Origin of the sequence: Acutalibacter sp. 1XD8-36 (genome assembly GCF_009917525.1) — a bacterium.
In the GTDB taxonomy this organism is placed as follows: Bacteria; Bacillota; Clostridia; order Oscillospirales; family Acutalibacteraceae; genus Acutalibacter.
The window spans coordinates 74,355-95,587 of sequence record NZ_QZDU01000007.1 but is presented as its reverse complement, the minus strand read 5'-3'; the positions used below and the strand labels follow the sequence as shown (position 1 = coordinate 95,587).

The 21,233-nt window shown below is 54.3% G+C and carries 19 protein-coding genes; 3 read left to right on the top strand and 16 right to left on the bottom strand.

The annotated features are described in order from the left end of the window. Positions 1 to 12 precede the first annotated feature (12 nt). From D5270_RS11745 to D5270_RS16845, 9 genes are all read right to left on the bottom strand, one after another. Positions 13 to 717, bottom strand: coding sequence for a DUF6100 family protein (locus tag D5270_RS11745; RefSeq protein WP_207709376.1), 705 nt, complete (start codon positions 715 to 717; stop codon positions 13 to 15). A 20-nt stretch (positions 718 to 737) separates the two neighbouring features. Beyond that, the gene (locus D5270_RS11740) at positions 738 to 1,247 is read right to left on the bottom strand and encodes a DUF5697 family protein (RefSeq protein WP_166544277.1); all 510 of its coding nucleotides are present in this window, start codon (positions 1,245 to 1,247) and stop codon (positions 738 to 740) included. A gap of 71 nt (positions 1,248 to 1,318) precedes the next feature. Continuing rightward, positions 1,319 to 3,769 (bottom strand): VirB4 family type IV secretion system protein, encoded by a 2,451-nt coding sequence (locus tag D5270_RS11735; protein ID WP_330587525.1) that lies wholly within the window; start codon positions 3,767 to 3,769, stop codon positions 1,319 to 1,321. After that, complete coding sequence (locus D5270_RS17140; protein WP_330587524.1) at positions 3,702 to 4,148, bottom strand: hypothetical protein; 447 nt, start codon at positions 4,146 to 4,148, stop codon at positions 3,702 to 3,704. Before D5270_RS17140 ends, D5270_RS11735 begins: the two co-directional genes overlap by 68 nt. Before the next feature lie 3 nt (positions 4,149 to 4,151). Beyond that, entirely contained in the window at positions 4,152 to 5,933 is a 1,782-nt protein-coding gene (locus D5270_RS11730) for a C40 family peptidase (RefSeq protein WP_166544276.1), read from the bottom strand. Between the two features lie 54 nt (positions 5,934 to 5,987). Next, on the bottom strand, positions 5,988 to 8,090 hold the full coding sequence (locus tag D5270_RS11725) for a hypothetical protein (protein WP_166544275.1): 2,103 nt from the start codon (positions 8,088 to 8,090) through the stop codon (positions 5,988 to 5,990). A 17-nt stretch (positions 8,091 to 8,107) separates the two neighbouring features. Next, positions 8,108 to 8,467: a hypothetical protein gene (locus tag D5270_RS11720; protein ID WP_166544274.1), complete on the bottom strand. Its 360-nt coding sequence runs from the start codon at positions 8,465 to 8,467 to the stop codon at positions 8,108 to 8,110. Between the two features lie 247 nt (positions 8,468 to 8,714). Beyond that, positions 8,715 to 9,086 (bottom strand): hypothetical protein, encoded by a 372-nt coding sequence (locus D5270_RS16850; RefSeq protein ID WP_243150344.1) that lies wholly within the window; start codon positions 9,084 to 9,086, stop codon positions 8,715 to 8,717. 37 nt (positions 9,087 to 9,123) lie between these two features. Then, positions 9,124 to 10,398 (bottom strand): hypothetical protein, encoded by a 1,275-nt coding sequence (locus D5270_RS16845; protein WP_243150343.1) that lies wholly within the window; start codon positions 10,396 to 10,398, stop codon positions 9,124 to 9,126. Positions 10,399 to 10,583: 185 nt separating this feature from the next. On the opposite strand from D5270_RS16845, the gene D5270_RS11705 reads away from it, so the two are divergent. From D5270_RS11705 to D5270_RS11695, 3 genes are all read left to right on the top strand, one after another. Beyond that, positions 10,584 to 11,216, top strand: coding sequence for a 4Fe-4S dicluster domain-containing protein (locus tag D5270_RS11705; protein WP_166544272.1), 633 nt, complete (start codon positions 10,584 to 10,586; stop codon positions 11,214 to 11,216). Positions 11,217 to 11,656: 440 nt separating this feature from the next. Continuing rightward, positions 11,657 to 11,839, top strand: a complete 183-nt coding sequence (locus D5270_RS11700) for a hypothetical protein (protein ID WP_166544271.1) — start codon at positions 11,657 to 11,659, stop codon at positions 11,837 to 11,839. A gap of 578 nt (positions 11,840 to 12,417) precedes the next feature. After that, a complete protein-coding gene (locus tag D5270_RS11695) occupies positions 12,418 to 12,723 on the top strand; it encodes an S-layer homology domain-containing protein (protein WP_166544270.1) in 306 nt (101 codons plus the stop codon). Between the two features lie 129 nt (positions 12,724 to 12,852). On the opposite strand, the gene D5270_RS11690 is transcribed toward D5270_RS11695, so the two are convergent. The 7 genes from D5270_RS11690 to D5270_RS11660 form a co-directional block, all read right to left on the bottom strand. Then, entirely contained in the window at positions 12,853 to 15,060 is a 2,208-nt protein-coding gene (locus D5270_RS11690) for a pyruvate formate lyase family protein (protein ID WP_166544269.1), read from the bottom strand. A 38-nt stretch (positions 15,061 to 15,098) separates the two neighbouring features. Beyond that, positions 15,099 to 16,001 (bottom strand): glycyl-radical enzyme activating protein, encoded by a 903-nt coding sequence (locus tag D5270_RS11685; protein ID WP_166544268.1) that lies wholly within the window; start codon positions 15,999 to 16,001, stop codon positions 15,099 to 15,101. Between the two features lie 55 nt (positions 16,002 to 16,056). After that, positions 16,057 to 17,184 (bottom strand): Gfo/Idh/MocA family protein, encoded by a 1,128-nt coding sequence (locus D5270_RS11680; protein WP_166544267.1) that lies wholly within the window; start codon positions 17,182 to 17,184, stop codon positions 16,057 to 16,059. Between the two features lie 15 nt (positions 17,185 to 17,199). After that, a complete protein-coding gene (locus D5270_RS11675; protein ID WP_166544266.1) occupies positions 17,200 to 18,087 on the bottom strand; it encodes a sugar phosphate isomerase/epimerase family protein in 888 nt (295 codons plus the stop codon). A gap of 23 nt (positions 18,088 to 18,110) precedes the next feature. After that, positions 18,111 to 19,235, bottom strand: coding sequence for a Gfo/Idh/MocA family protein (locus D5270_RS11670; RefSeq protein ID WP_166544265.1), 1,125 nt, complete (start codon positions 19,233 to 19,235; stop codon positions 18,111 to 18,113). Positions 19,236 to 19,265: 30 nt separating this feature from the next. Beyond that, positions 19,266 to 20,354, bottom strand: coding sequence for a Gfo/Idh/MocA family protein (locus tag D5270_RS11665; protein WP_166544264.1), 1,089 nt, complete (start codon positions 20,352 to 20,354; stop codon positions 19,266 to 19,268). 62 nt (positions 20,355 to 20,416) lie between these two features. After that, on the bottom strand, positions 20,417 to 21,232 hold the full coding sequence (locus D5270_RS11660) for a carbohydrate ABC transporter permease (RefSeq protein ID WP_166544263.1): 816 nt from the start codon (positions 21,230 to 21,232) through the stop codon (positions 20,417 to 20,419). Position 21,233: the final 1 nt, after the last annotated feature.

The following is a 21,233-nucleotide window of genomic DNA, read 5'->3' as shown; positions in this document are numbered from 1 at the left end:
AAGCCTAAAAAATCAGCCCTTTTTACATATCGGTTTGCATGGCGAAAACTGCGGATAAATGTCCAGCCCTCCGCCGTTCGGATGATTTTTCTCGACATCAAGCCACAGCGGGAAGTCCTCTTTGGGCACCACATATACCTCCGTGCGTTCCTGATTTCCGGCGGCGCTGCAATAGTAGTGGGTGCAGACCGTGGGATTGTCGTCCGGCAGTGTGTAGAGAGCCACAATGTCTGTGACGATATTCACCTCGATGTTGTCGTGGTCCCGCCAGCGGCGCTCGGGCCTGTCCCGGGCGTAGACGTGTCGGAAAATCAGCACACAATCGGTATAGCACACTGGTGGATTTTTATTGAAGAACTCCTGCATGGCAGGGTAGAGAAAGCCACGGATAAACTCGGTGGAGCCGGTTTCCTTTTTGGGCAGGAGCATAGGCAGACGCAGGGTGAACCAGCCGTTTTTGGTAAATCCGATCTCCACTGGGTGAACCTTCTGGACGATCCTCTCCACCTCCCACTTGGCATTGGGATAGCCTGTATACGCCGGGAGCGCCCGGCCCAGGAGCGTGGCCCGCTCCAGATTGTCCTCCAGGGTCATGGCGTGCTGGTACGCCGCATCAAAGCGCCCGGAATTTGCCAGCCAGCGAGTGCTTTCCACCTGCTCCGTCATCTGCTTCAGCTTGGCGTCGATTTGGCCAAGCACCTCAAGAAATATGCTCATATATCTGTCCTTTCCGATAATCACGAATAGAATTTTACCTCCGGCACCTCACTGCCCTGGAACTCCACCGTGGTGAACAAGCAGGGGACAGGAGGCAGCCGAAGGCCCTCCGCCATAGAGATATGGGGCAGAACAATGATGTACTTCAAGTCATCCTGGGGCTGGAGCAGCCGCAGCTGGCTCTGCTCGCCCTCATACAGTACCACGATCTCATACCCAACATCTTCCTTCAGAAAGAAAATCTGGGAGGGGTACACCGCCGGGTAGTGGTCCAGCGGCCCCACCTGGTCAAGGAACTGCAACAGCACCCATACGGCTATAATCGTCCGCTGGTCTGGCTTGCACATGGGGTCTAGCCCCACATAGTACCCGCCGGAAATATCCTCAATCTGCCCCATTCGGCGCAAGCTGCGTAAAATCTTCTCGGCTGCACCCGCAGGTTTTCGCAGCATCCGGGCAACCTGCACCCTGGGCAGAGCCCCGTACTGGGACAGCCATTTCACCACATACCGCTCCTCCTGAAGCAGCATGGGCATCACCTCCTTGATATGTGCGTATTTTTTGGTCCAATACGTATAAAACTCAAAATGCGCTTTGCGTTTTACTCATTTTCCGAGTTGTGCGCATTCCGCTGTCTTTCCCTCAATATCGCCTCCAATTCTGCCCTGTCGGTGGTAATCATTTCCTGCTCCTCCCTGGAAGCCTTTATCACCACCGGCACCTTATTGTTGTTGGAATAGACCAGCGCTTCGCCCCGCTCAAATCGGGTAATGGAGCGCGTCTCCGTCTTTGTTAGTTTCAACACCTCCTGTACATACCGGGCCTCGTCCGGCTCCAGATTCAGAATTATCTTGTTCTTGGAGTTGTTGATGATGGCCCTCCCATACTTGCCGTCCTCCAAGCCAAAAAAGTCGGATAGGTCTTGGGTAGCTGAAATTGCCGCCCCTCCGAACCCACGGATAGTCTTAAAGATAGTCAGGCAGAAGTCAGCAGCCTGCTTATTGGAGGAAGCTCCCACAAGCTGCCATATCTCGTCTATCATAATGGCTTTTTTCTTAGTGCGGTCAGCCTTCACGTTGTCCCAGACGTAATCCAAGGCGATCATCATGCCCACCGGGAGCAGCTTGCCCTTCAGCTCGGATAGGTCCAGCACGATGTATTTGTTGCTCAAATCCACGTTAGTCTGCTGGTTGAACGACTGTGCCGACCCGGTTACGAACCGGCTGACGATGATAGCTACCCTTTTGGTCATGGGATTCTCCAACAGATTCTTGTGGAGGTCACCCAGGATGGGCATTTTCTTCATCTTAGGAGGGCTGCACTTGCTGTCAATGTAGAGTGAATCGTTATCGTGGGTAATGCCAAAGTCAGCGTAGGTCTTGATGAGCGCCTCGTCCAGCATTTGCTCCTCCTCGTTGGTCATGTCAGGAATCAAGAGCGAGAAGAAAATCATCAGCTGCTGGATCTTCCGTGCCAGCATGGAATCCTCCTCACCGCTGTCGCCGTCAATCAGCTCCATCTCTGGGGAAACCGTGTGGCGTATCTCCATGACGTTGATACAGTGGGGCGAGCCAGGAGCAATCTTAATATACTGCCCACCAATACGGTTGCACGCCCGCCGGAACTCGTGCCCCTTGATGGGAGCCAGTATATAGCACTGGATACCCCTCATCCTCATGCGCAGAGCCAAGAGTTGTAAGGTAAAGGTCTTTCCTGCCCCGCTGGTACCCAGAAGGTTGAGATTGGCATTTTTATTCTTTCGCGTGTCGAACAGGTCAACAATACACAGAGAGTTATTGTGCCGGTTGACCCCAAGCAGCACCCCGGTATCATCCGACATCTCAAAGCTGGTAAACATATAGGTGGACGCAGCCCCGCTGGTGAGCACATTCCGCTGGGATTTGCGCTCCAGTGAGCTGTCTAGGTGCAGAAACGGCATGACAGAGCGCAGCGCTTCCTCCTGCTGGAATCGACAATCGCTGACCTGCATATCCATGGACTTGAGCATATCTACCATCTGCTGTTTGCGCCAGAGAAGCTCGTCATAGGTCCGAGCTGATACTGTGATGAACACGGACATATAGAATAAGTCCTCGTTGTTGTTAGCAATGCCTTGTTTAATGAAGTACCCGGCCTGGATGGAGTTCGTCAGTTCCTCGTAGTCGGTGCTGGTGTCCTGCATACCCCTGAGCTTGGTGCGATTCAGCCTAATACGTTGGGCTACCTTGTCAATCGTCCTACTTCTGTTCTCCCGGCGCAGATGTACGTCCACGTCAATGCCCTCGCCAGCGTTAATCAGGGAGGACATCCACCCAGCCCGAACCGCCCCCGGAAAGCCGTTGCCCTTTATATATAGAAAGGCGTAGTACAGGCCATCCATGACGGTGTAGTTGAAGTGGGTCAGGTCAATCCCCCGTGGTGCCAGAAAGTGTGCCACATGGATTTTCGGCACCGGGTCAATTCCAATCACCTTATCCCGAGCCGCCATCGTGTCTAACACCACCCGGCTGACCCGTTCCGAAAACGGCTCGTCCACGCAGGACTGCCGGTTGAAAAACATATACAGTATTTCAGCGACAGTTTCATCCGGGTCTGCGGGCTGTACGATGGAGTTTCCGCACTGGAGAAAGTAAGCCCGGGCATTCTGCTCGGCGGTCTGTAAAGCTCCGTAGACCTGGCCCAAATCCTCCGAATCCCCCCGGCGCTGTTCCTCATACTGGAATATCAGGAAAAACCGGCGGGTCAAGGCTTCTCTGCTACCTACGTCCTTGATGAGCCGCACATAGCCCTCGCCCAGAGAGCGGCACTGGTCGTTCTCCTCAGTTTCAAGCTCTTTGCGCACCATAGCGACGTGCTTATCCGAATCCGCCTTGCGGGTGATACTCTTGAACTGTAACCGCATAGGTGAGATTTTGAGCCAGCTTGCGAATGTGGAAATGATGTTGAACTGCTCTTCATCCGAGCGCAGCATGAAATTGATAGGCTCAATCTCCAGAATCTTCAGAAACCTGCCGTCTGTTGTTTCCACCACGCCGCGCTCGATTTTTTTCACCGGCAGGAACCCCTGTGCGGTGAGCTTTCTTTGCTTTTCTCTTTTCTTGCTTTGGGTCATATCTGAAACCAACCCTCTTCATATGGATTTTTCTTCTGCATTTTGCGAACTTCAGTACATGGGCCAGGCACTGGAACAGGGAGTCGCCGTCTATTCCCATGACCGTTATCACTCCAAGAGGGAGCAGAGTAACGGTCATAATAACGATTTTGACCGTGCCTGTCACCGGGAGATACATAAGCTCCGGGTAGCCTGCCAAGAGCAGCAGAAACGCTGCCTCGACAGCGTTACGAAGCTCCAGCATACCGCCCAGTATCTTGCCAGAATCGGTGTAGTTCGCCGGGATAGCGAACACGTTATTGTAAGGCTTTTCGTCCATAAGCTATCTTCCTAATCTGTAAATTTGCGCTGTGGTCTTGAACCGTCCCAGCCGCAGTGCTTCATTGTGGTCGGGGACATAGATGTCAACCCGGCTTATATCGTTCTCAATGCCAGAGCCGCCTCTGTCCTCCACGGTGTACATGGTGCCGTTAATCATGATTTGCGTACCAAACGGGTAATGACTGGACATGGCGACCATCCCCTGTGACACCCGCTTTCCGCTGGCAGTGATTCCGGCGGCGTTCTCGCCACAGCAACGGGTGCAGGCGCAATAGTGTGTCACGTCTACCTCTAATGTAGAGATTGGCGTGCCGTAGCTCCCGCCGCCTGATACTGGCGCGTCAAAGTCAACTCCGCTGGGCCGACGCAGAGAAAGCGTGCCCTCATAGCTGGGTGTGTTGAGGATAACCCCCTCACCTCCAGATGAGTGAACCCACATTCTTTGCCCGCTCTCGCCGTAACCTGCGAACATAAGAACGTGCGTCCAGTCCTCCCGGCCGCCCAGGAATCCCAGATCACCTGGCTGCAGTTCCGCCGCCGTGACCGCAAAAGAGTTATCCCACTGGCTCCAGTTTGTGCCATACAGGCTCATGCCCACGGCGGTTTTGTAGACCCAATCGGTAAACCCCGAACAGTCAAGCCCGTATGGCTGAATCGTGCCGCTGGTGTGGTCGCCAGCCGCTGTCACCAGCCGGGGGGTATTCCAGGCGTCGTTCCACCCGGCCTCTGATTTGCCGCCCCAGAAGTAGGGCACCTTGCCTACCAGGGACAGCCCGGTAGAAAGAATGTGCTTGCGCATGGCACTGCAGTTCTGGCTGTTGACGAAAGCAATCAACTCCTCGTCCGTTAGCGGAACCGACGAACCAGCCACCACCGAACCGTACATTGTGCGCTTGAGGGCGTTTGCCATGTTCTCTATGGCCTGCCGGTATGTGATACCGAACTGAGCATATGGTGCGTCCAGGTCTATCCCAAACGCTGTGGCGATCACTGAGGTGTCGAAAGGATGAATGGTACATTTGACATATTTGACCGTCACGGCGGTCGGTACAGGTGTAGCTCCCGGTGACGGAGAGGGTGCTGGCGTGGCCGCAACTTCCTGCTCCACCTCGCCCTCGCCATCCTCCGTTACCGGGAACATAGAACCTGCCACGCTGTTCAGCTTGGCGGCCAAGTCGGTCTTGCTGGTGTCCTTTTGCTCTTTTGAGGCTGAGTATGCCGCCAAAATGTAGCAGACATCGTACCCGGCAGAGCTGTGTGCATAATTGGACAGCGCGTCCATCGAGAGCCTGTAGTCATACCCACCGGCCTCTATGATGGACTCCACCTCTGCAAGTGCTTGGTTGTACCCATCATCCACCGCCTGATTCACTACGTCTGCCATCTCGTTATACGTTCCCAACAAAGTAGCGCCGTCTTCTGGCTGAACACCGTCCAACCCGAAAATACCGTTGCTCACAATGCTGGGCAGCGACACGATCAGCACCACGAAAATCAGCAGCACCATGCAGCTGCACACCAGCACCTTAAACAGCGTGTGCCGGGAGGCCCAGGCCGCCGCCAGCAGCGCTCCCCACGGCCCGGCCGCCGAACCCGCCGCGATCTCCGCAGCCGCCCCGCTGGACGCTTGCGCCGTGCTGATCGCCGCATTGGCCGTCTGAGCAGCAGCTTGCGATGCCTGTCCCGCCGCCTGTATCTGCTTGGCAGCGTCGGCGATTTTCCCTGCGGCCTCACCGTAATTGTCCTGGCCGTCACCAATCTGTTGTTTCTGCGGCTCGCCCAATAGGCAGCACCCCCTTTCATGAAAATGGCCGGCTGTAAAGTCCAACCGGCGCGGTTATCTTTTTCTTCTGGGCGGCCTGATCTCCGTCAGCGTGCGGGCCTTTGGCTCAGCAAAGCGTGTAGGCTGGCTCTTGTAGCGCACTGTTTCCACCTGCACGGTTTTCACGTTCCCATTCTCATACACGGCCTTGCCGTTCTCATAGACCGGCTTGCGCTCCACCCCAGGCTGGCCGGGAATGGCATACCACTGACCGCCCTTGACATCCTCATAGACCTTGTAATCCCCGCGAGGAGCAGCGTAACGGGTGGTGTCGTAGAACATAGTGCCCGAGCCATTCTCGTGCCTTACCTCGAAGTGCCCGTCCTTGCGGGTGGAGCCGTCTACATTGGCAGCCTTCTGCTCAAACCCTGGCATGAAAGCCTGGAATTGGGCCTGATTGTACGCCAACGCGGATTCCCCGGCCTCGAACTCCGGGGCCTGAGCGTTCTGCTGCAGAGCGTACCAGTCCACGCCGTTAGCCGACTGCACCACCGAATGGGGAGCGTCCGGCTCGTCATAGTAGGCGCTGTTGTACCAGAGGGTGTTGCCCTCGGGCGTGCTGGCCTCCATAACGCCCTCGCCCACTGTGCGTAGCATAGTGCCGTTTTCCGCAGACGGGAACGCCTGGGCAACCTGCCCGGCCTCGCCCGTACTGCCTGTGAAATTGGGAGCGTCATAGAACGCACCCGCCTCAGCGCCGCTGGCCATCTGGTACCACTGACTGCCATCCGAAGCTGTCACTACGGAGTGCGGAGCGGATGGAGCATCAAACTGGGCCGCATTGAACATAGCAACCTCTGCCGACTTGCCGTTGGCTCCCACTGCTGTGGTATTGATCTGCCCGCCGGTGATAGTTGTGCCCCGCATCTGATACCCACCGAACTGGGGCATATAGTTCCCAAGGCTGCGGTCTGCGATCTCGCCGCCGATAGAACCGGAAACACCGGGCTGACGGCTTGCAACAGAGCTAATAGACTCCCCGGTAAGCGTAGCGCCATTTCTTGCCGCCATTCCACCAAAGGCCCGGCCCACGAAACCCATACCGCCTCCTGCGCCCATAGGCACGCCGCCGGTCACCACGGAATCACGCACATAGTTGTTGCCCTTGAACTTGTTGGCAAAGCCCGTTGCGAAGCTGGTGCCACCCGCAGCAGTTGCCGTTGCGGTTTTTCCAGCCGGGCCGGCACCGTTGAAAACCTTTCCAACAGTCTTGGAGCTGCCGGCAGCACCAGACAGCACCCTTGCGGCCATCATCAGCTCCATACCCATACTTGAACCTGTTTGGGCCACGTTAAGCCCCAGGCTGGAGAGATAGCTGTCGAACCGCTGGGCCGTCTTGAGGAAAGCCAGCGCACAGAACAACCACAGGAAAATGCTGCCGTTCCCGTTGGTGAGAGCGCCGCCGTTGCCAATGAACTGCCCCACCGAGGTTGAGAACCCCCGCAGGAACCACACGTTCATGGTAAGCAGGAGCAGCTGAGAACCCACCATCCTGCACCAGCTTTTGAACACTGGCGAGGTGGCCTTGGACGCCCCCATGGAGAACGCCAACGGCGAGGTGTAACAGAGCACGCCCACCACCACATAACGCTCTACCGTTTCCAGCAGGAGCTTGAAGTAGTTCCAACCCAAGGCTATCAGCAGAACAAGAATTAGGATCGTCCCCACCACCGATGTGATCGCCACAAAGTTCGCTATACCGTTGCTCAGGGTTTCCTCCACCCCGGCAAAAGTAAAATCTTCCTCCGTCATGGTAAGTTCCATGAGTGCCGTGTATGGCGCTCTGGCGATGTCCAGCGTGATGAGGAAGATCTCTTTTGAATAGGCGATGAGGACTGCAAAAAGTCCGTTCCGGGCAATCAGCGTCAGAGGGTTTTCTGCCTCCGTGATCGGCCCGCCGAACACCCGGAAAAGCTGCCAGACTGTAATAAGGAACAGCGTGGCCCAGGCGAAATACTGCATGACTGTGAAGGCTTTCGTCACAAAGGGGAAGTATTCCTCCATGGCGGTCATGTCGGTGCCCAGGGCATCCAGGAACAGTCCTGAAACGGTATCCATAAGCTCCGACGCCACGCTGCTTACCCACTTGACGATTCCCTCAAAGATCCAGTCAAGCATAGTCGGTCACTCCTTTCTTACGGCCCGGTATATTTTCCTCCGGCAATGAGCGGCTGCAGATACGCGACCACAAAGCCCAGCGAGTTGAGCACGATCCAGGTGACCACGATCCGTTTGAGCCAGCTTGTTGCCTCGTCCACCGAGCGCTGGTTGCGGGAGATCATCCTCACCAGCAGGGCGATAGCCGCGGCTGTGACTGCAACAATGGTGCTGATGGTCACCAACTGGCCGTACACGTCCTTCATGATGGTAGAAAACCGGTTCCAGATGGTGTCTGCGAACACCGGCTGCAGCGATACCATGACGGCTGTCCCGGCTCCCACCAGCGACCAGTAGGCTGTCACCAGCCGCTGGCCTTTCTTCTTTGGTTTTGTCATTTGTTCCTCCTTGAAAATTATTTTTGTGGTAACAAAAAAACCGTTTCAAGCGTCTGCTCAAAACGGCCTTGAGAGTTCGTTTTCAATCGAACTCTTCGCTACCCCCAATTTGGTACGATACAACTATACCACATTTTCAATCGTCTGTCATCGGCAAAAGACTTGCCAATTTTGCGCCACTTTTCTGCCATTTGCGATTTTTGGCTTGTTTTTGAGGAAAAATCTTGAAAGAATCTCAAAAAATTTCTTATAAAGTCCCCTCCAGCTCCTCCAAAAGTGCCAGCATATCCAGCACCAGCTCAATATCCGCAGAAGGGGCTGACCACAAACGCAATGAAAGAATGGAAATGGCCTGCTGACGAAGCCGATAATAGTGCCGGGAGGAAACGTCAAGCTGATAAAGCAGCTCAGTATGGGTGAATTTCTCCGGGCCTATGTAGGTCAGATAGATGAGCTTGTAGAGCTTTTTGCCGTTTCCGGGCTTCTGCTTGAGGACGGTCAGGGCGTCGTGTACCCTGTCCAGCAGGATCCGGGTTTTCTTGGCCCCCTCCAATCGGGTTTCCAGCTTGCGGTTACCCATAGCAAGCTGCAGATCCAACTGCTCCAGCAGCATATCCATGTTGGCGAGAGGCTGATCCAGCTCCTCCGCAACCGTTTCAGGAAAACATTCCATCACCCATAGCAAGGTACGGTAGTTCTGCAAAAGCAGCAGCGTGTTGTGATAGCTGTCCCGCCGTTTCCTCTGCTTGGCGGCGCGGGCTTTCTCGTCGCTGATGTTCTGGTCGGCTAGAATCCCACGCCTGGTGAGCATATTGATAAATGCCTGGGATTTCTCGCTCATCTGTGCTTCCTGCTGTTCGTATGTCAAATCTTTCCTGTTCTCCATAGTCAAAAAACTCCTTTGCCGTTTTCAAGAGGTCAATAGGCAGAATTTCCCTATTGCTCCTGTGATTCTCTATAACTGTAGGATTACTATAACAACAACCCTTGCAGTCATAATTACAGTTCTTACTATTCATGAGTGGAGAAATATACGCGCGTATTATAGGGGGCGAAAGTGCAACGCGGCTTTCTTGTGCCGGGGCGCTGGCAGGGAATTTCAACTTCCTGCTGAACCAGGCCACCAGCTTGCCAAAGCGCGATTGTCCCACGTTTCCCTTGTGCGTATTCGCGCCATAAAAACGTATTTCCTCAAAAATACGCACAACTTCACTCTGGTCGGGCAGTGAAACCTCCGTACCCGTTGGGTACGCTTTATTAAAAATGAGACAGCCATAGCTGCCGGGCAGACGGTACAGAGTGAAGGCATCCCCATGCTTCTTCAAGAACCTCCATACCTTGGTCTTCTCCCAGCCCCATCGTTGTCCCAGGGTTTCCAAAGTCAGGTTAGCGCCGTACTTGCCATATTGTACGGTGGGCGTTAAAAAGGAGAACCCGTTATCCGGGTCCTCCCATACTGTGTGACACCATAAATCGAGCCAGGCATCGGTTTCTTCAAATTTATAGTTTTGTTCTGCTAACCGTTCTGTGATGTTCCGGGGTAGGCACAGAAAGCCATAGCCATCTGTTGTATATACGGCCCCATCCATGCACTCCTTGCCGGAACACTTGACAACCCAATCGGCGATTTGGTAGGTTAGCTTCCTTGTTTCTTTGTCCAGTCCGTAGGTCAGATAGCCAAGTTGGGATAGCTTTTCCAGCGCTTCCAAAGCCTTAGTACGGCTCCTGACACCGAGGATAGCCTTTAGCCCCACAATTCCTCCTGCCCACATACCGGGCTCTACGGCATTCTCATAGCCGCAATAGTAAGCCTTGCCCTTACGGAACGCCGCACGGCTGGCGAGCTTCATCCACGCTCCCATGAGGCCCTTGCCCGTGGGCAGGGCGCTGCGGGGTAGCTTGACCCATTGGTATTTATGCAGACATTTCATGGCAGGACCTCCTTATTCAAATTTTCTATGACGAAAGCCGGGTACTGTATGCACCCGGCTTTAACCTAAAGGATAATTCAGTTTTTAATGCCTCACCCCAATTTCTAAGCTTGAACCCCCATTTTATAGACGTCTGATCCGGACAAAATCAGCAAAACCCCAGTAATCATGCGGGTTCCCAGGTTTTGTCCTATTATATCACAAGCGTCCTGCCGCCTAACGAGGACATTAACGTAATGTTCGATAAGGCCAGCTATGAGACTGTGCTCTCAAATATTGACCCGGAGCGGCAGGAGCTTTACAGCCTCTGTGAGAGCCAGGGCGTTGCTATCACCGTAATGAAGCCCTACGGCGGCGGGGCCCTGCTGAGCGCCGAGGCCTCCCCCTTTGGCGCGGCTATGAGCGTCGCCCAGTGCCTGCACTACTGCCTGACCCGGCCCGGCGTGGCGACGGTCCTGGCAGGGGCCGTCAATAAGGAGGAGCTGATGGAAGCGGTCGCCTACTGTGACGCCGGCGACGCGGAGAGGGATTACGCAAAGCTGCTCAGCAGCTGCCCTGCCCACCCCTTCACCGACAAGTGCATGTACTGCGGGCACTGTGCTCCCTGTACTGCGGGAATTGACATCGCCAGCGTGAACAAATTTGCAGATTTGTGCGAGGCCCAGCATATGGTGCCAGAGACAGTCCGGGAGCACTATAATGTGCTGAGCGTCAAAGCCGGCGCCTGTGTGAAGTGCGGCCAGTGCGAGACACGGTGCCCCTTTGGGGTGAAGATTGTGGAGCATATGCAGAAGGCTGTGGATATATTTGGAGAGTGAGGAAAGCCGGACATTCTTCAACCGTGTATAAGAAGAATTGTCAATATTAAGGCTATATTTGCCTAGAATCAGCCGCTCCGGAATGGGGCGGCCTTTTCCTATCCTAAAAGTCTCTCCATACTACCCAACCCAGTGAGTGTACAATAAACCTCAAAATCAGTATAATATGATAACGTCAGAAAAAATTGTTCCATAGCGGCTTCATATAATTTACAAAAAATTCATAAAAAGGGGTTGAATTTTTAAAATGAGTGCACATAATTATTTAGCACGCAAACTGCATTTATGATGAATCTACCCATCAAGTGACAAGTGTCGGTTCTGCCTATATTTGCGGCAGTCTGGTGTGGAATGAATCCATGCCTGCACCGTCAACGGCTTTTATCAGCCTTTCGTTACTGTATTTTGATGGCTCCGCCTGGAACCGGCTTCCGGCCTCCTTGACAATTCCAAGCGGTGTGGAGGCTGAGACTCCGGCGCTCTATCTCTCTGTTCCCGGAAGCAGGCTGATAAATGACGGCATGCTTATCTGCGCCATTGGAATCCGAAACTATGGCTCAATCGAGGGCAGCGGCACAGTAAACGCCTCTGGGCAAACCCGGCAGGTTTATAGAAGAGTCTAACAGGCACGATAAGTTTACAGCCTATGGAGACGCCATTTTCCATGCTGGGTTCACTACAATCGGCACGACTGATACCAATGGTATCACCACAAAAAGTGAAATCATCATACCTGCCGGAACATCTCTCACCATTCCGAAAAATGTAACATTGGACGCTACGGCAAAGAGAACGATTACCAAGGACACGCTGGCTGAATACTACACAAATAACGGAACCTTGGTAGTGAACGGAGCGGCTATATTCCCTGATGATACCGACCTCAGCAAGCTGGGTGCCATCACCGGCACAGGTCAAATCCTTATTGGCAGCAGCACAGCCTACCCTGTCACCGTCCTGCTTACCATATACGCCAAGTGGCAAAGGATTCTCCCCGACCCGCCCGCTGATAAGGACAGAATCAATTCCAGCTTGTCATGGATACAGGTATCAGCAAAGTACCCACCGAGCTGGACAGCCTCTATAAAAACCCCAGCAAGCTGGAGAATGCCATGCGGGTGAAAATCACCCTGGACAACCTGAGGTAGCTATCGACGGCAGGTTTAGGGACATCAGGCTCGGGAGCTGATACGCCAAAGCTGTGAGCTGGGCCGCCGGCAAGGGGGTTGTCAGCGGCTATAGCGACGGACGCTTTGGCCCCGGTGACCCTATAACCCGGGAACAGCTGGCTGCTATGCTCTGGCGGTATGCGGGCAGCCCTGAGCCGGACGCTGAGCTCGGGTTTAATGATGCCAGCAAGGCCAGCAAGTACGCAAGGAACGCCCTGCGGTGGGCGGTGGAGCATGAGATTATAAGCGGGAAGCCCGGAAATCTCCTGGACCCCAAGGGGTTTGCCACCAGGGCTGAGACGGCGATGATAGTGAAGAATTATCTGACGGAAGCTTAAAAAGTGCGTTAGTCAAAGTAAAAACTCGGGCAAAAGTAAAATCCCGCCTTGGGTTAAAGGAGGGATTTTCGCTTTCTGAAGTTGTATTAATTTACAATAAGATGACTAAAAACTCTAGTTATGCTTTCCCTAAGCCCCGCCCTGCACTAAAATCCTGTCCACCACCAGCTTACGGAACTCCGGTGTCAGCGAACAGAAGTAGGCTGTGAATCCGGTGACGCGCACCACCAGGTCGGGGTATTTATCCGGGTCCTTGTCCGCCTCCAGTATCTGCCTGCTGTCGATGATGTTGATGTTCAGCAGCGTTCCTCCCTGCTGAAACAGTGTCAGGATGTAGTCTGCGATTTTCTGCACAGCTTCCTCTCCCCTGCCCATGCCTGGGTCCAGCTCCAGCTGGACGGGAGCCGTGTTGCCGTAGCCTGGCTGGATGGCGCAAATGGAGTTGCTCATTGCTGTGAGCGCCCCATCCCTGCGGAAGCCGGGGTGGGGATTGGCCCCATGGTTTATGGGCTCGAAGGCGTGGCGTCCGTTGGGTGTGGCTCCGACCTGCTTGCCCAGCACAATAGTGTTGGACCAGCTAAACCATCCGGGGATGAACTCACATCCCGGATATCTCCCGCTGACACTGCGTACCTGCCCGGCGTAGGACTCCGAAAGCTTCTGGGCCCAGCGGTCGCTTATGGTGTCCCCGCCGCCGTATCGCGGGCTGGAGGCCAGCATTCGCCTGACTATCTCTCCCCCCTCTTCTCGGAAGTCGGTCTTCAAGTGCCTGTAAAGCTCCTGCCAGCCCAGCCTTCCTTCCTTTTCCACCCGCTGCTGAAGGGCACCGAAGGAGTCGGCTACGGTAGCGATTGCCGTGCCGTCCATGCACATATTGTAGTACATCGCCCCGCCGCAGGTCATGTCAAGCCCCTTCTCCACCGGTCCGTGGCTTATTAGATTCAACATAAGCTCAGGCTCATTATACTGCTGGTACTTCAGATGGAAGGCTATCCCCTCAGCGGTAACCTCCACCGCCCGGAGCATGTGCCTCTCGTAAAGCCCCCAAAGCCTTTCTGTGGAATACGGTCCCTCGCCGCCCATCATCTCATCAAGGGCAATCTCAAACACCTTGGCGCAGTTTATTTTCACGCAGTCGTTAAGGCAGTACTCAAGCCCCGGCAGGCTCATCCAGTGGCACCCAACTGCAATCCGTTTCCTGGCAAGGCTCTCCGGGTAGCCCAGCCGCATAAATCCCTCATTCAATGCCTCGTCGCCGGAGAAGCGGGGCCAGCCGTTTCGGTTTTTAAAGAGATAATCCACTGCTCTGTGCAGAAAGTCCCGGTCTATGTTCCTGTCCACCCGCACAGTGATATTGCAGGCCGAATCCAGCATATCAGCGCCCTCCAGCACCATATCGCTGAACTCGCTGAGAAGTGAATTGCCCTGTCCGTCTGTGCCGCCTATCTGGTAGTAGTGCGGGTCGTTTAAAAGCAGGCAGGCGATATAGAAAACCGCCTCCTCCCGGGTTATGCGCCCTGTTGCCAGGTCTGCGTCGTAGTAGCGCTTTAACACCTGGTCCAGCTGGAAACCGGCTCCGTCCCGGTTGTAGGTACGGCTTGCCATATTAAACCAGCAGACCCACTGGCAAGCCTCCCGCATGGTCTGCGGAGCTCCGCTGACAATATTCCTGTTGACCTTAACCATCTGCAATAAATTGTCTTTGAGAACAGGATGCTGCTCTATTTCCGCCAGCCGCTCGGCCTCATCTATAGCTCTGTTCATCCAGTTCTGTATGCCGTGTATCACCAGCTCTTCGGCGTCGTAGAACGCCCTATGCTCCGGGTTCTTCTCCCTGTAGACCGCCAGCTTATCCAGCAGTCCTCCCCAGCCCAGGGACAGGCCCAGCTCATAGTCGCCTCCAAAGTGGGCGTCAGAGCCTATTCCGGGCACTATACCGTAAAGCTCCTGTTCTGGCTTCAGGTAGTCGTAGGAGTAATCCGGATTCCAGTTAAGCCCCTTTTCCGGTGACTTTTCATCAAACCATATCATGCTGTACATCCACCGGCATGAGAACGCGTCCACCGAGTCGATATATACCGGGTGCTCGCTCATCAGCTTATGGAAGTTTCTGCTCCAGCCCTCATAGCCATACCAGGAGCCGTTTTCATGGTTTGGGATACACTTAAACTCGTAATCCTCCGGGGCCGGAACGCTGCCATAGTCGTCGCCGTCCTGGTATACTTTCATCTTCGATTTAATTTTCGTCTCCTCCAGCTTGCGCTGTCTGAGTATCTTTATCCTGCGCCCATAATCCATCAGCTCGTCCGGACTAAAGATATTTACCCTGTTTTCCATACTGCACATCCTTTCTATAATGTGACGCTTCCATAAGTTCAGCCCACCCGCACAGGCATGCCCGAGCGCTCCTCAGCTATTTGCTTCAGCCTGTCCGCGGTCTTAACGGGCGACGGGCTGGCTCCCTCAAAGTGATTGTCCGTCTGCAGCGCCTGATATTTGCTCTCACCCAGAGGGTTGAACAGCAGCAGCTCGTAATACTGCGCGCCCCCTAGACTGCCTGCAAACTCAGCGATATTGCCAATCTCCTCCTGTGAGTCATTGACCCCGGGTATAACAGGAGTCCTGACAAGAAAATCCTTCCCTGTCTTTGCAAGTTTCCGGGCATTTTCCAGAACCCTTTCGTTACTTACCCCGGTCCATTTCCTATGGGCCTCGCAGTCAAAAATTTTAATGTCGAACATAACCAGGTCCACTAGGGGCAGCAGGCTTTCATATACATGCCAGGGGGCGTGCATATTCGTCTCAAGGGCCGTGGATATCCCCTCCGCCTTTACTGTCTCAAGCAGCGCCCTGGCAAACTCGGGCTGTGTCGTCAGCTCCCCGCCGGAGAGGGTAACTCCGCCGCCGGAATTTTTATAATACGCCCTGTCCTGAAGGATTTCCTCCATCACCTCCTCCACTGTCATCTCTCTGCCGGAGAGAATGAGCGCCCCTGTAAAGCAGTCATTGGCACAGGCCCCACAGCCTGTGCAGATGGCACGGCTGTAGTGCAGAGCTCCGTCCTTAATAGTTCTTGCCCCAGACGGACAGACCCTTACGCAGGCTCCGCAGCCCAGGCATTTCTCCGGATAGACCATAAGCTGGGGCTTTATCTGCAGGGTCTCCGGGTTATGGCACCATTTACAGGCCATATTGCAGCCCTTTAAGAATACCGTTGTGCGTATACCGGGGCCGTCACGCAGTGAAAACCTTTCGATTTCAGTAATTATTCCTTTCATGTCTTCTCCCTTATTTTAAAGATATGGTGCGGCAGATAAGCCGCACCAAGGTATTTTACTCACTCAGCTCGTCAAAACGCACCTCTCTGCCAAGCTTTGCGGACTTATAGAACGCCTCGATTATCGACACCACGTTCATGACCTCCTCCTGCCGGATTGGGTACTCCTCCATTGTCATCTCACCGTCCAGAACCTTCAGGATATACTTGAGCTCATGTATATGCCCGGTAAAGTCCGAGATAGCCGAATACTCGTCAGGGAACACCCTTGGAGTCACGTCTGTCTGGTATGCCCCCTGGGTAGTCAGCAGCCGCAGGCCGTCGTCACCAATAGACAGGCCGCCCTTATCGCCGCAAATACTCACAGTGTTGCAGTTGGGCAGGTTCAGCGCCCAGGATATCTTGAAGGTGACTGTCATGCCGTTGTCCAGCCGGATATAGCCGTTGGAGAACTCCTCCACATCAAATTCCTTCATCCGGAACTTTCTGGGGGTGAAAAGTCCTGTCGGCGCGCCGCTCTCCGCATTTGAAAAGGTGACATTCTCCTCATGATTTACAATCCTTGTTACAGCGCTACCGCTTACTGCCGTCATCCTTGGGTTGCCGGAGATATACATGAGGTAGTCGCACATATGCACGCCCAAATCGCAAAAGGAGCCGCCTACATTCTCACTGGCCATATGGAACATTCCCCAGCGGGGAACGCCCCTACGCCGCACCAGATTTAGGTCTGCATAGTAAATATCCCCCAGGCAGCCGCTTTGGGCAATCCCTGCTGCGGCTGCAAAGTTCCCGATAAACCGCAGTGACTGTATCACAAAAAGCCTCATACCAGCAGTTTTTGCCGCCTCAAACATCTCTCTGGCGTCTGCCCTGCTCATAGCCACCGGCTTCTCGCAGACTACATGGCACCCGGCCTTAAAGCCCATAAGTGTGTAGTGCTTATGGTAGGCATTGGGGGTACAGACTGAGATAATGTCCGGCTTTACCTCCTCCAGCATTTTTGCCGGGTCCGTATAGTACCTGGAAATGCCGTGACGCTGGGCCGTCTCCCGGGCCGCCTCCTCGCGGATGTCAGCCACCGCCGCCAGCTCTATCCTGTCCCCCATAGACTTGTAAGCTGGGATATGGGCGGCATTGCATATCATTCCGTTGCCGATAATGGCAACCTTGTATGTTTTCATATAATGCTCTCCTCTTTAGTATTCTCCTGCCAGGCATAGCCTGAGATGGTCCAGCGCCTGCCTGTTATAGCGGCGGGGGTTGTCGGTAAACTCTAGCTCCACAGACAGATTGCCGGTATAGCCCACATTTTTCAGCGCCGCTATGACCGCCGTATAGTCCGTGATACCGCAGCCGGCGGGAATATTACTCCTGGACACGGCGTCGCAGTCCTTACAGTGCACATTGAAAATATGCTCCCCGCCGAGGACATATATGGACCACTCCGGGTCTATATGCTGGGCCACCAGATGGTTTGTGTCCAGCTGGATACCGAATTCCGGGTCGTCCACGTCCTCAAGCATTTTCAGCATGGCGTGGGGTGTGGAGACTATGGAGCCGGGGAAGCACTCGACCGACATGCGCAGGCCGTGCTTTTTGGCGATGGCAAGGCATTTGCGGTAGCTGTCCATCAAGTTATTCCAGTCATTTTTGTAGCAATAGCCTGAGGGCATACGGTAACTCTGCTTTATAGCCGGGGCCGCAGGGTTAAACTGCCAGCCGGCAGTGCCCCAGGGCAGCGGTACTAGTGTCGAGACTATCCTACAGCCGATATTTACAGCTGTCTGAGCCGCTTTCTCAAAATGGGCCAGACAGTCAGCCTGCCGGACGCTGTTGGGGTCATTCCAGCCGGCTTCCTGGAAGACGAACACATTTGGCTCAAGTCCTATGGTGCGGGAATGCTCCCCCAGAGACTTCGCCGCCTTTTCGGTAAAGAACTGGTCCAGCGCCTCGGGAGTTCCCAGATAATCCACGCCCTCAAAGCCCAGGCTGCGGATTTGGCTGGCAATATTGATAAGTGAATCCCCCTCGGGCATATCCTCCGGTATGGGCGTCCAGCCCCAGGCAACATTAGCTAGCTTCATTTTTCTCCTCCTATCAGTGCCTGTCAGCCGATGGTCCAACAGGCGTTTTTTATATTTTCCATTTTCAGGGAACGGCTGGAGCGCAAGCCTGCGTCCAGCATGGCGGCAGACAAGATATTGTTCCGAAGGTCCATCGTATAGTGGATGGGCTCACCTGTCTCCAGGTGATAGAACACTTCCTTTGCAAGGTCATCCCTGCCCTCGGGCAATGGGTAGTCGTCTGAGCAGTAGACCTCGCTGGGTGTTGTGGAGTAGCGGTCATGGTATACGCACACATTGGCATGAGCTCCGTGGTCGCCGCCGTTTTCCACTATCAAAGCACCCTTCTCGCCCCATACTATTGGCCCTGAGGGGTAGCCACTGCTGACAGTGTTCCAGGTACCCTCAAGGATGGAAACTGCCTCGGGATAGCGCACGGTGATTGATGCATAGTCCTCTGCATCCCCGAAACGATGGTTAAAGTTGGCCTTCAGTCCGTAGACCCCCTGTGGCTCCTGGCCTAAGTACCAGTTTGAAAGTATTGTACCGTAGCAGCAGTAGTCAAGCATACTCCCCCCGCCTGCCGCCTCCTGGTGCCACCACTCTTTGCCGAGCTGACGGCCGGTCATCACCTGTCCGTAGGAGAAGGGGCCCATGGAGTCCGGGTTGCGGAACTGGAAACGGTAGACCTTGCCGACGGCACCCTCACTCACCAGCCTCTGGCCCAGGCGTATGCTTGCCTGCCAGGTGGTGGGCCAGTTTATCATACACTTGCCGCCTCCTATGCGGGAGGCTCGTTCTATAGCCATGGCATGGGCTGTGGAGTAGGCCAGAGGCTTCTCCACTACCACGTGGATGCCTCTCATCAGTATCTCTGGTATCACTGTGCCATGAAAGGCGTTTTCACAGTTTACCAGTACCAGGTCTGGCTTCTGCTCCAAAAGCTGGATATAGTCTTCGTATACTTTTTCAAAGCCGCACTGTTTCCGGCACAGCTCCAGGTTCATACTGCGGCTGGAGCTTTCAAAATACTCTGGCTCTACCAGGGGCTTTATATCCGCCGCGCCTATCCACTCCACACGCTCCGGCATAGCCAGGAACGGCTTTATCTGGTCCAGCACGTGCATATGGGCGAAGCCCACCAGCCCTATGCGGTATTTCTTCTTCATTTAAGCTTACCTCTCTTTCTTTGTTTTAGCTCAAAACGTGGTGTGCAGGGGCACTATGCTGCAGGTCTCTATGGCCTCGGGTATTGTACACATGATGTCCACAACATGGCGGGCGTGCTCGGGGGGCAGGCCCACCGGGCGGTCTTCCTCAATGGCATGTATCAGGTCCTGCACCACCATGCACTGGAAAAAGTTCTGTTCGCTGGCAGGGATATCCCACTCCATCGGCTGCAGCCAGCCTCTAATCCCCCGCTCCGGTGCGTCCAGATAGATGTCAAGGGGCATCCAGCTGCCGTTTTCCACAAAGGAGATTGTGCCCTTTGTGCCGAATATCTCCATCTGCGGGGCCCTGCTGTTCTTCTGGCAGAATCCCGACTCCACCACAGCCATTGTGCGGTCGCCATAGTCCAGGGTGATGATATAGTTGTCATACAGCTGGTTTGCCTGAATCTGCATACCATCGAAGCTGCCCGAACGCACCGTGCGGACCGGTTCGGATATTTTCGCCATACACCCCACTGCCTTTGCCGGGCCTAATATACCGGTCGTCATAGTGAGGCCGTGCACACCCATATCGTACAGTGCTCCGCTGCCGGGCCGGTGGAACCATGTGGGGTCGGCGGTGCGGTACTGGAAATACTCGGGCCCGCCGTGGCACACATTGGTATGCACCTTCATAATTTCACCGATGCAGCCCCCGGCAATAAGCTTTTTTGCGAAACGGATATCGTCCCGCAGCATATGTATTGGAGAAGCCGTATACTTTACCCCCGCCGCTTCAGCCGCCTCTATCTGTTCCGTTACCTCCTCCACAGTAAGGCCCACAGGCTTTTGGGAATAGAGATGTTTGCCCGCTTTCAGGGCCTTCATGTTTATCTCATGATGGGCCGGGATTGATGTGGTGTTCATGAGTATCTCAAAATCGCATTTCTCCAGCAGCTCGTCAATGCTGGTATACCAGGCGGGCACGGCGAACTTTTCAGAATAGTCCCTAGCCCTCTCCGGGATAGTGTCACACACCGCCACCATGTCCGCCTCTGGAATATCCTTTATCCTGGGCAGATATGTATTGTCTGCTATAGAGCCACAGCCAATCAGCGCAACCTTCCATTTTTTCATTAAGTCTTTCCTCCTTGATAAAATTAAATATTTTATGATAAGCTATACTCTCTGTACAGCGTTCATCCCTTCAGTCCGGCTGTGGCAATGCCCTGCACAAAAAATTTCTGGGTGAACATGAAGAAACCGATTACCGGGAAGGATAGGAGCACCACCCCTGCCAGGGTCAGGTTTTCCTGCTGGAAATGCTCGTTATTCACCGTCTGCAGGCCCACCACAAGCACATACTTGTCAGGGGAACTGATAAATGTGGACGGCACAAGGTATGAGTTCCAGGTGCCCGTAAAATTAAAGATGGCAATGGTAGCAAGCAGCACCCCCGATATTGGGAGCACTATTCGGAAATAGGTACCAAACCGCCCCAGGCCGTCAATGCGCGCCGCCTCCTCCAGCTCCTCAGGTATGCCGTAAAAAAACTGCCGGGACATGAATATAAACATGGACTGTGACAGGTAGGGCAGGATAATTGCCCATAGGGTGTCCACCATCCCTGCCTTCGCCATCATGATGTACTGGGGCAGCAGCACAAGCTGGCCGGGAATCATCATTGAGAGCATAAGACAAAGGAAGATGGTCTTCCTGCCGGGGAAGCGCAGCCTTGCCAGAGCGTACCCTGCAAGGGGTGTGAAGAAGATGTTGCCTACAACCACCGCTATAGTTGAGATGGCTGTATTGCCGTACCACTGCATTATGGGGAACTCTGAGAATAGCTCCTTATAGTTGTCGAAACTCCAGACACTGGGCGGCACAAAGCTGCCGATGTAGCGCTTTGGCAGCAGGGAATTATAGAACACGTAGAACACCGGCACCAGGAATATAAGCGCCAAACAAATCAGGAACAGGTAAATAAGGCTCTTTGCCATGCGTTTTTTAATCATT

Bases quoted from the DNA above. Each gene is read 5' to 3' on its own strand.
- D5270_RS11745 (WP_207709376.1), bottom strand. From the start codon at position 717: ATGAGCATATTTCTTGAGGTGCTTGGCCAAATCGACGCCAAGCTGAAG.
- D5270_RS11680 (WP_166544267.1), bottom strand. From the start codon at position 17,184: ATGAAAACATACAAGGTTGCCATTATCGGCAACGGAATGATATGCAAT.
- D5270_RS11690 (WP_166544269.1), bottom strand. From the start codon at position 15,060: ATGGAAAACAGGGTAAATATCTTTAGTCCGGACGAGCTGATGGATTAT.
- D5270_RS16850 (WP_243150344.1), bottom strand. From the start codon at position 9,086: ATGGATATGCTGCTGGAGCAGTTGGATCTGCAGCTTGCTATGGGTAAC.
- D5270_RS11720 (WP_166544274.1), bottom strand. From the start codon at position 8,467: ATGACAAAACCAAAGAAGAAAGGCCAGCGGCTGGTGACAGCCTACTGG.
- D5270_RS11740 (WP_166544277.1), bottom strand. From the start codon at position 1,247: ATGCTGCTTCAGGAGGAGCGGTATGTGGTGAAATGGCTGTCCCAGTAC.
- D5270_RS17140 (WP_330587524.1), bottom strand. From the start codon at position 4,148: ATGGACGAAAAGCCTTACAATAACGTGTTCGCTATCCCGGCGAACTAC.
- D5270_RS11675 (WP_166544266.1), bottom strand. From the start codon at position 18,087: ATGAAGCTAGCTAATGTTGCCTGGGGCTGGACGCCCATACCGGAGGAT.
- D5270_RS11660 (WP_166544263.1), bottom strand. From the start codon at position 21,232: ATGATTAAAAAACGCATGGCAAAGAGCCTTATTTACCTGTTCCTGATT.
- D5270_RS11670 (WP_166544265.1), bottom strand. From the start codon at position 19,235: ATGAAGAAGAAATACCGCATAGGGCTGGTGGGCTTCGCCCATATGCAC.
- D5270_RS11665 (WP_166544264.1), bottom strand. From the start codon at position 20,354: ATGAAAAAATGGAAGGTTGCGCTGATTGGCTGTGGCTCTATAGCAGAC.
- D5270_RS16845 (WP_243150343.1), bottom strand. From the start codon at position 10,398: ATGAAATGTCTGCATAAATACCAATGGGTCAAGCTACCCCGCAGCGCC.
- D5270_RS11725 (WP_166544275.1), bottom strand. From the start codon at position 8,090: ATGCTTGACTGGATCTTTGAGGGAATCGTCAAGTGGGTAAGCAGCGTG.
- D5270_RS11685 (WP_166544268.1), bottom strand. From the start codon at position 16,001: ATGAAAGGAATAATTACTGAAATCGAAAGGTTTTCACTGCGTGACGGC.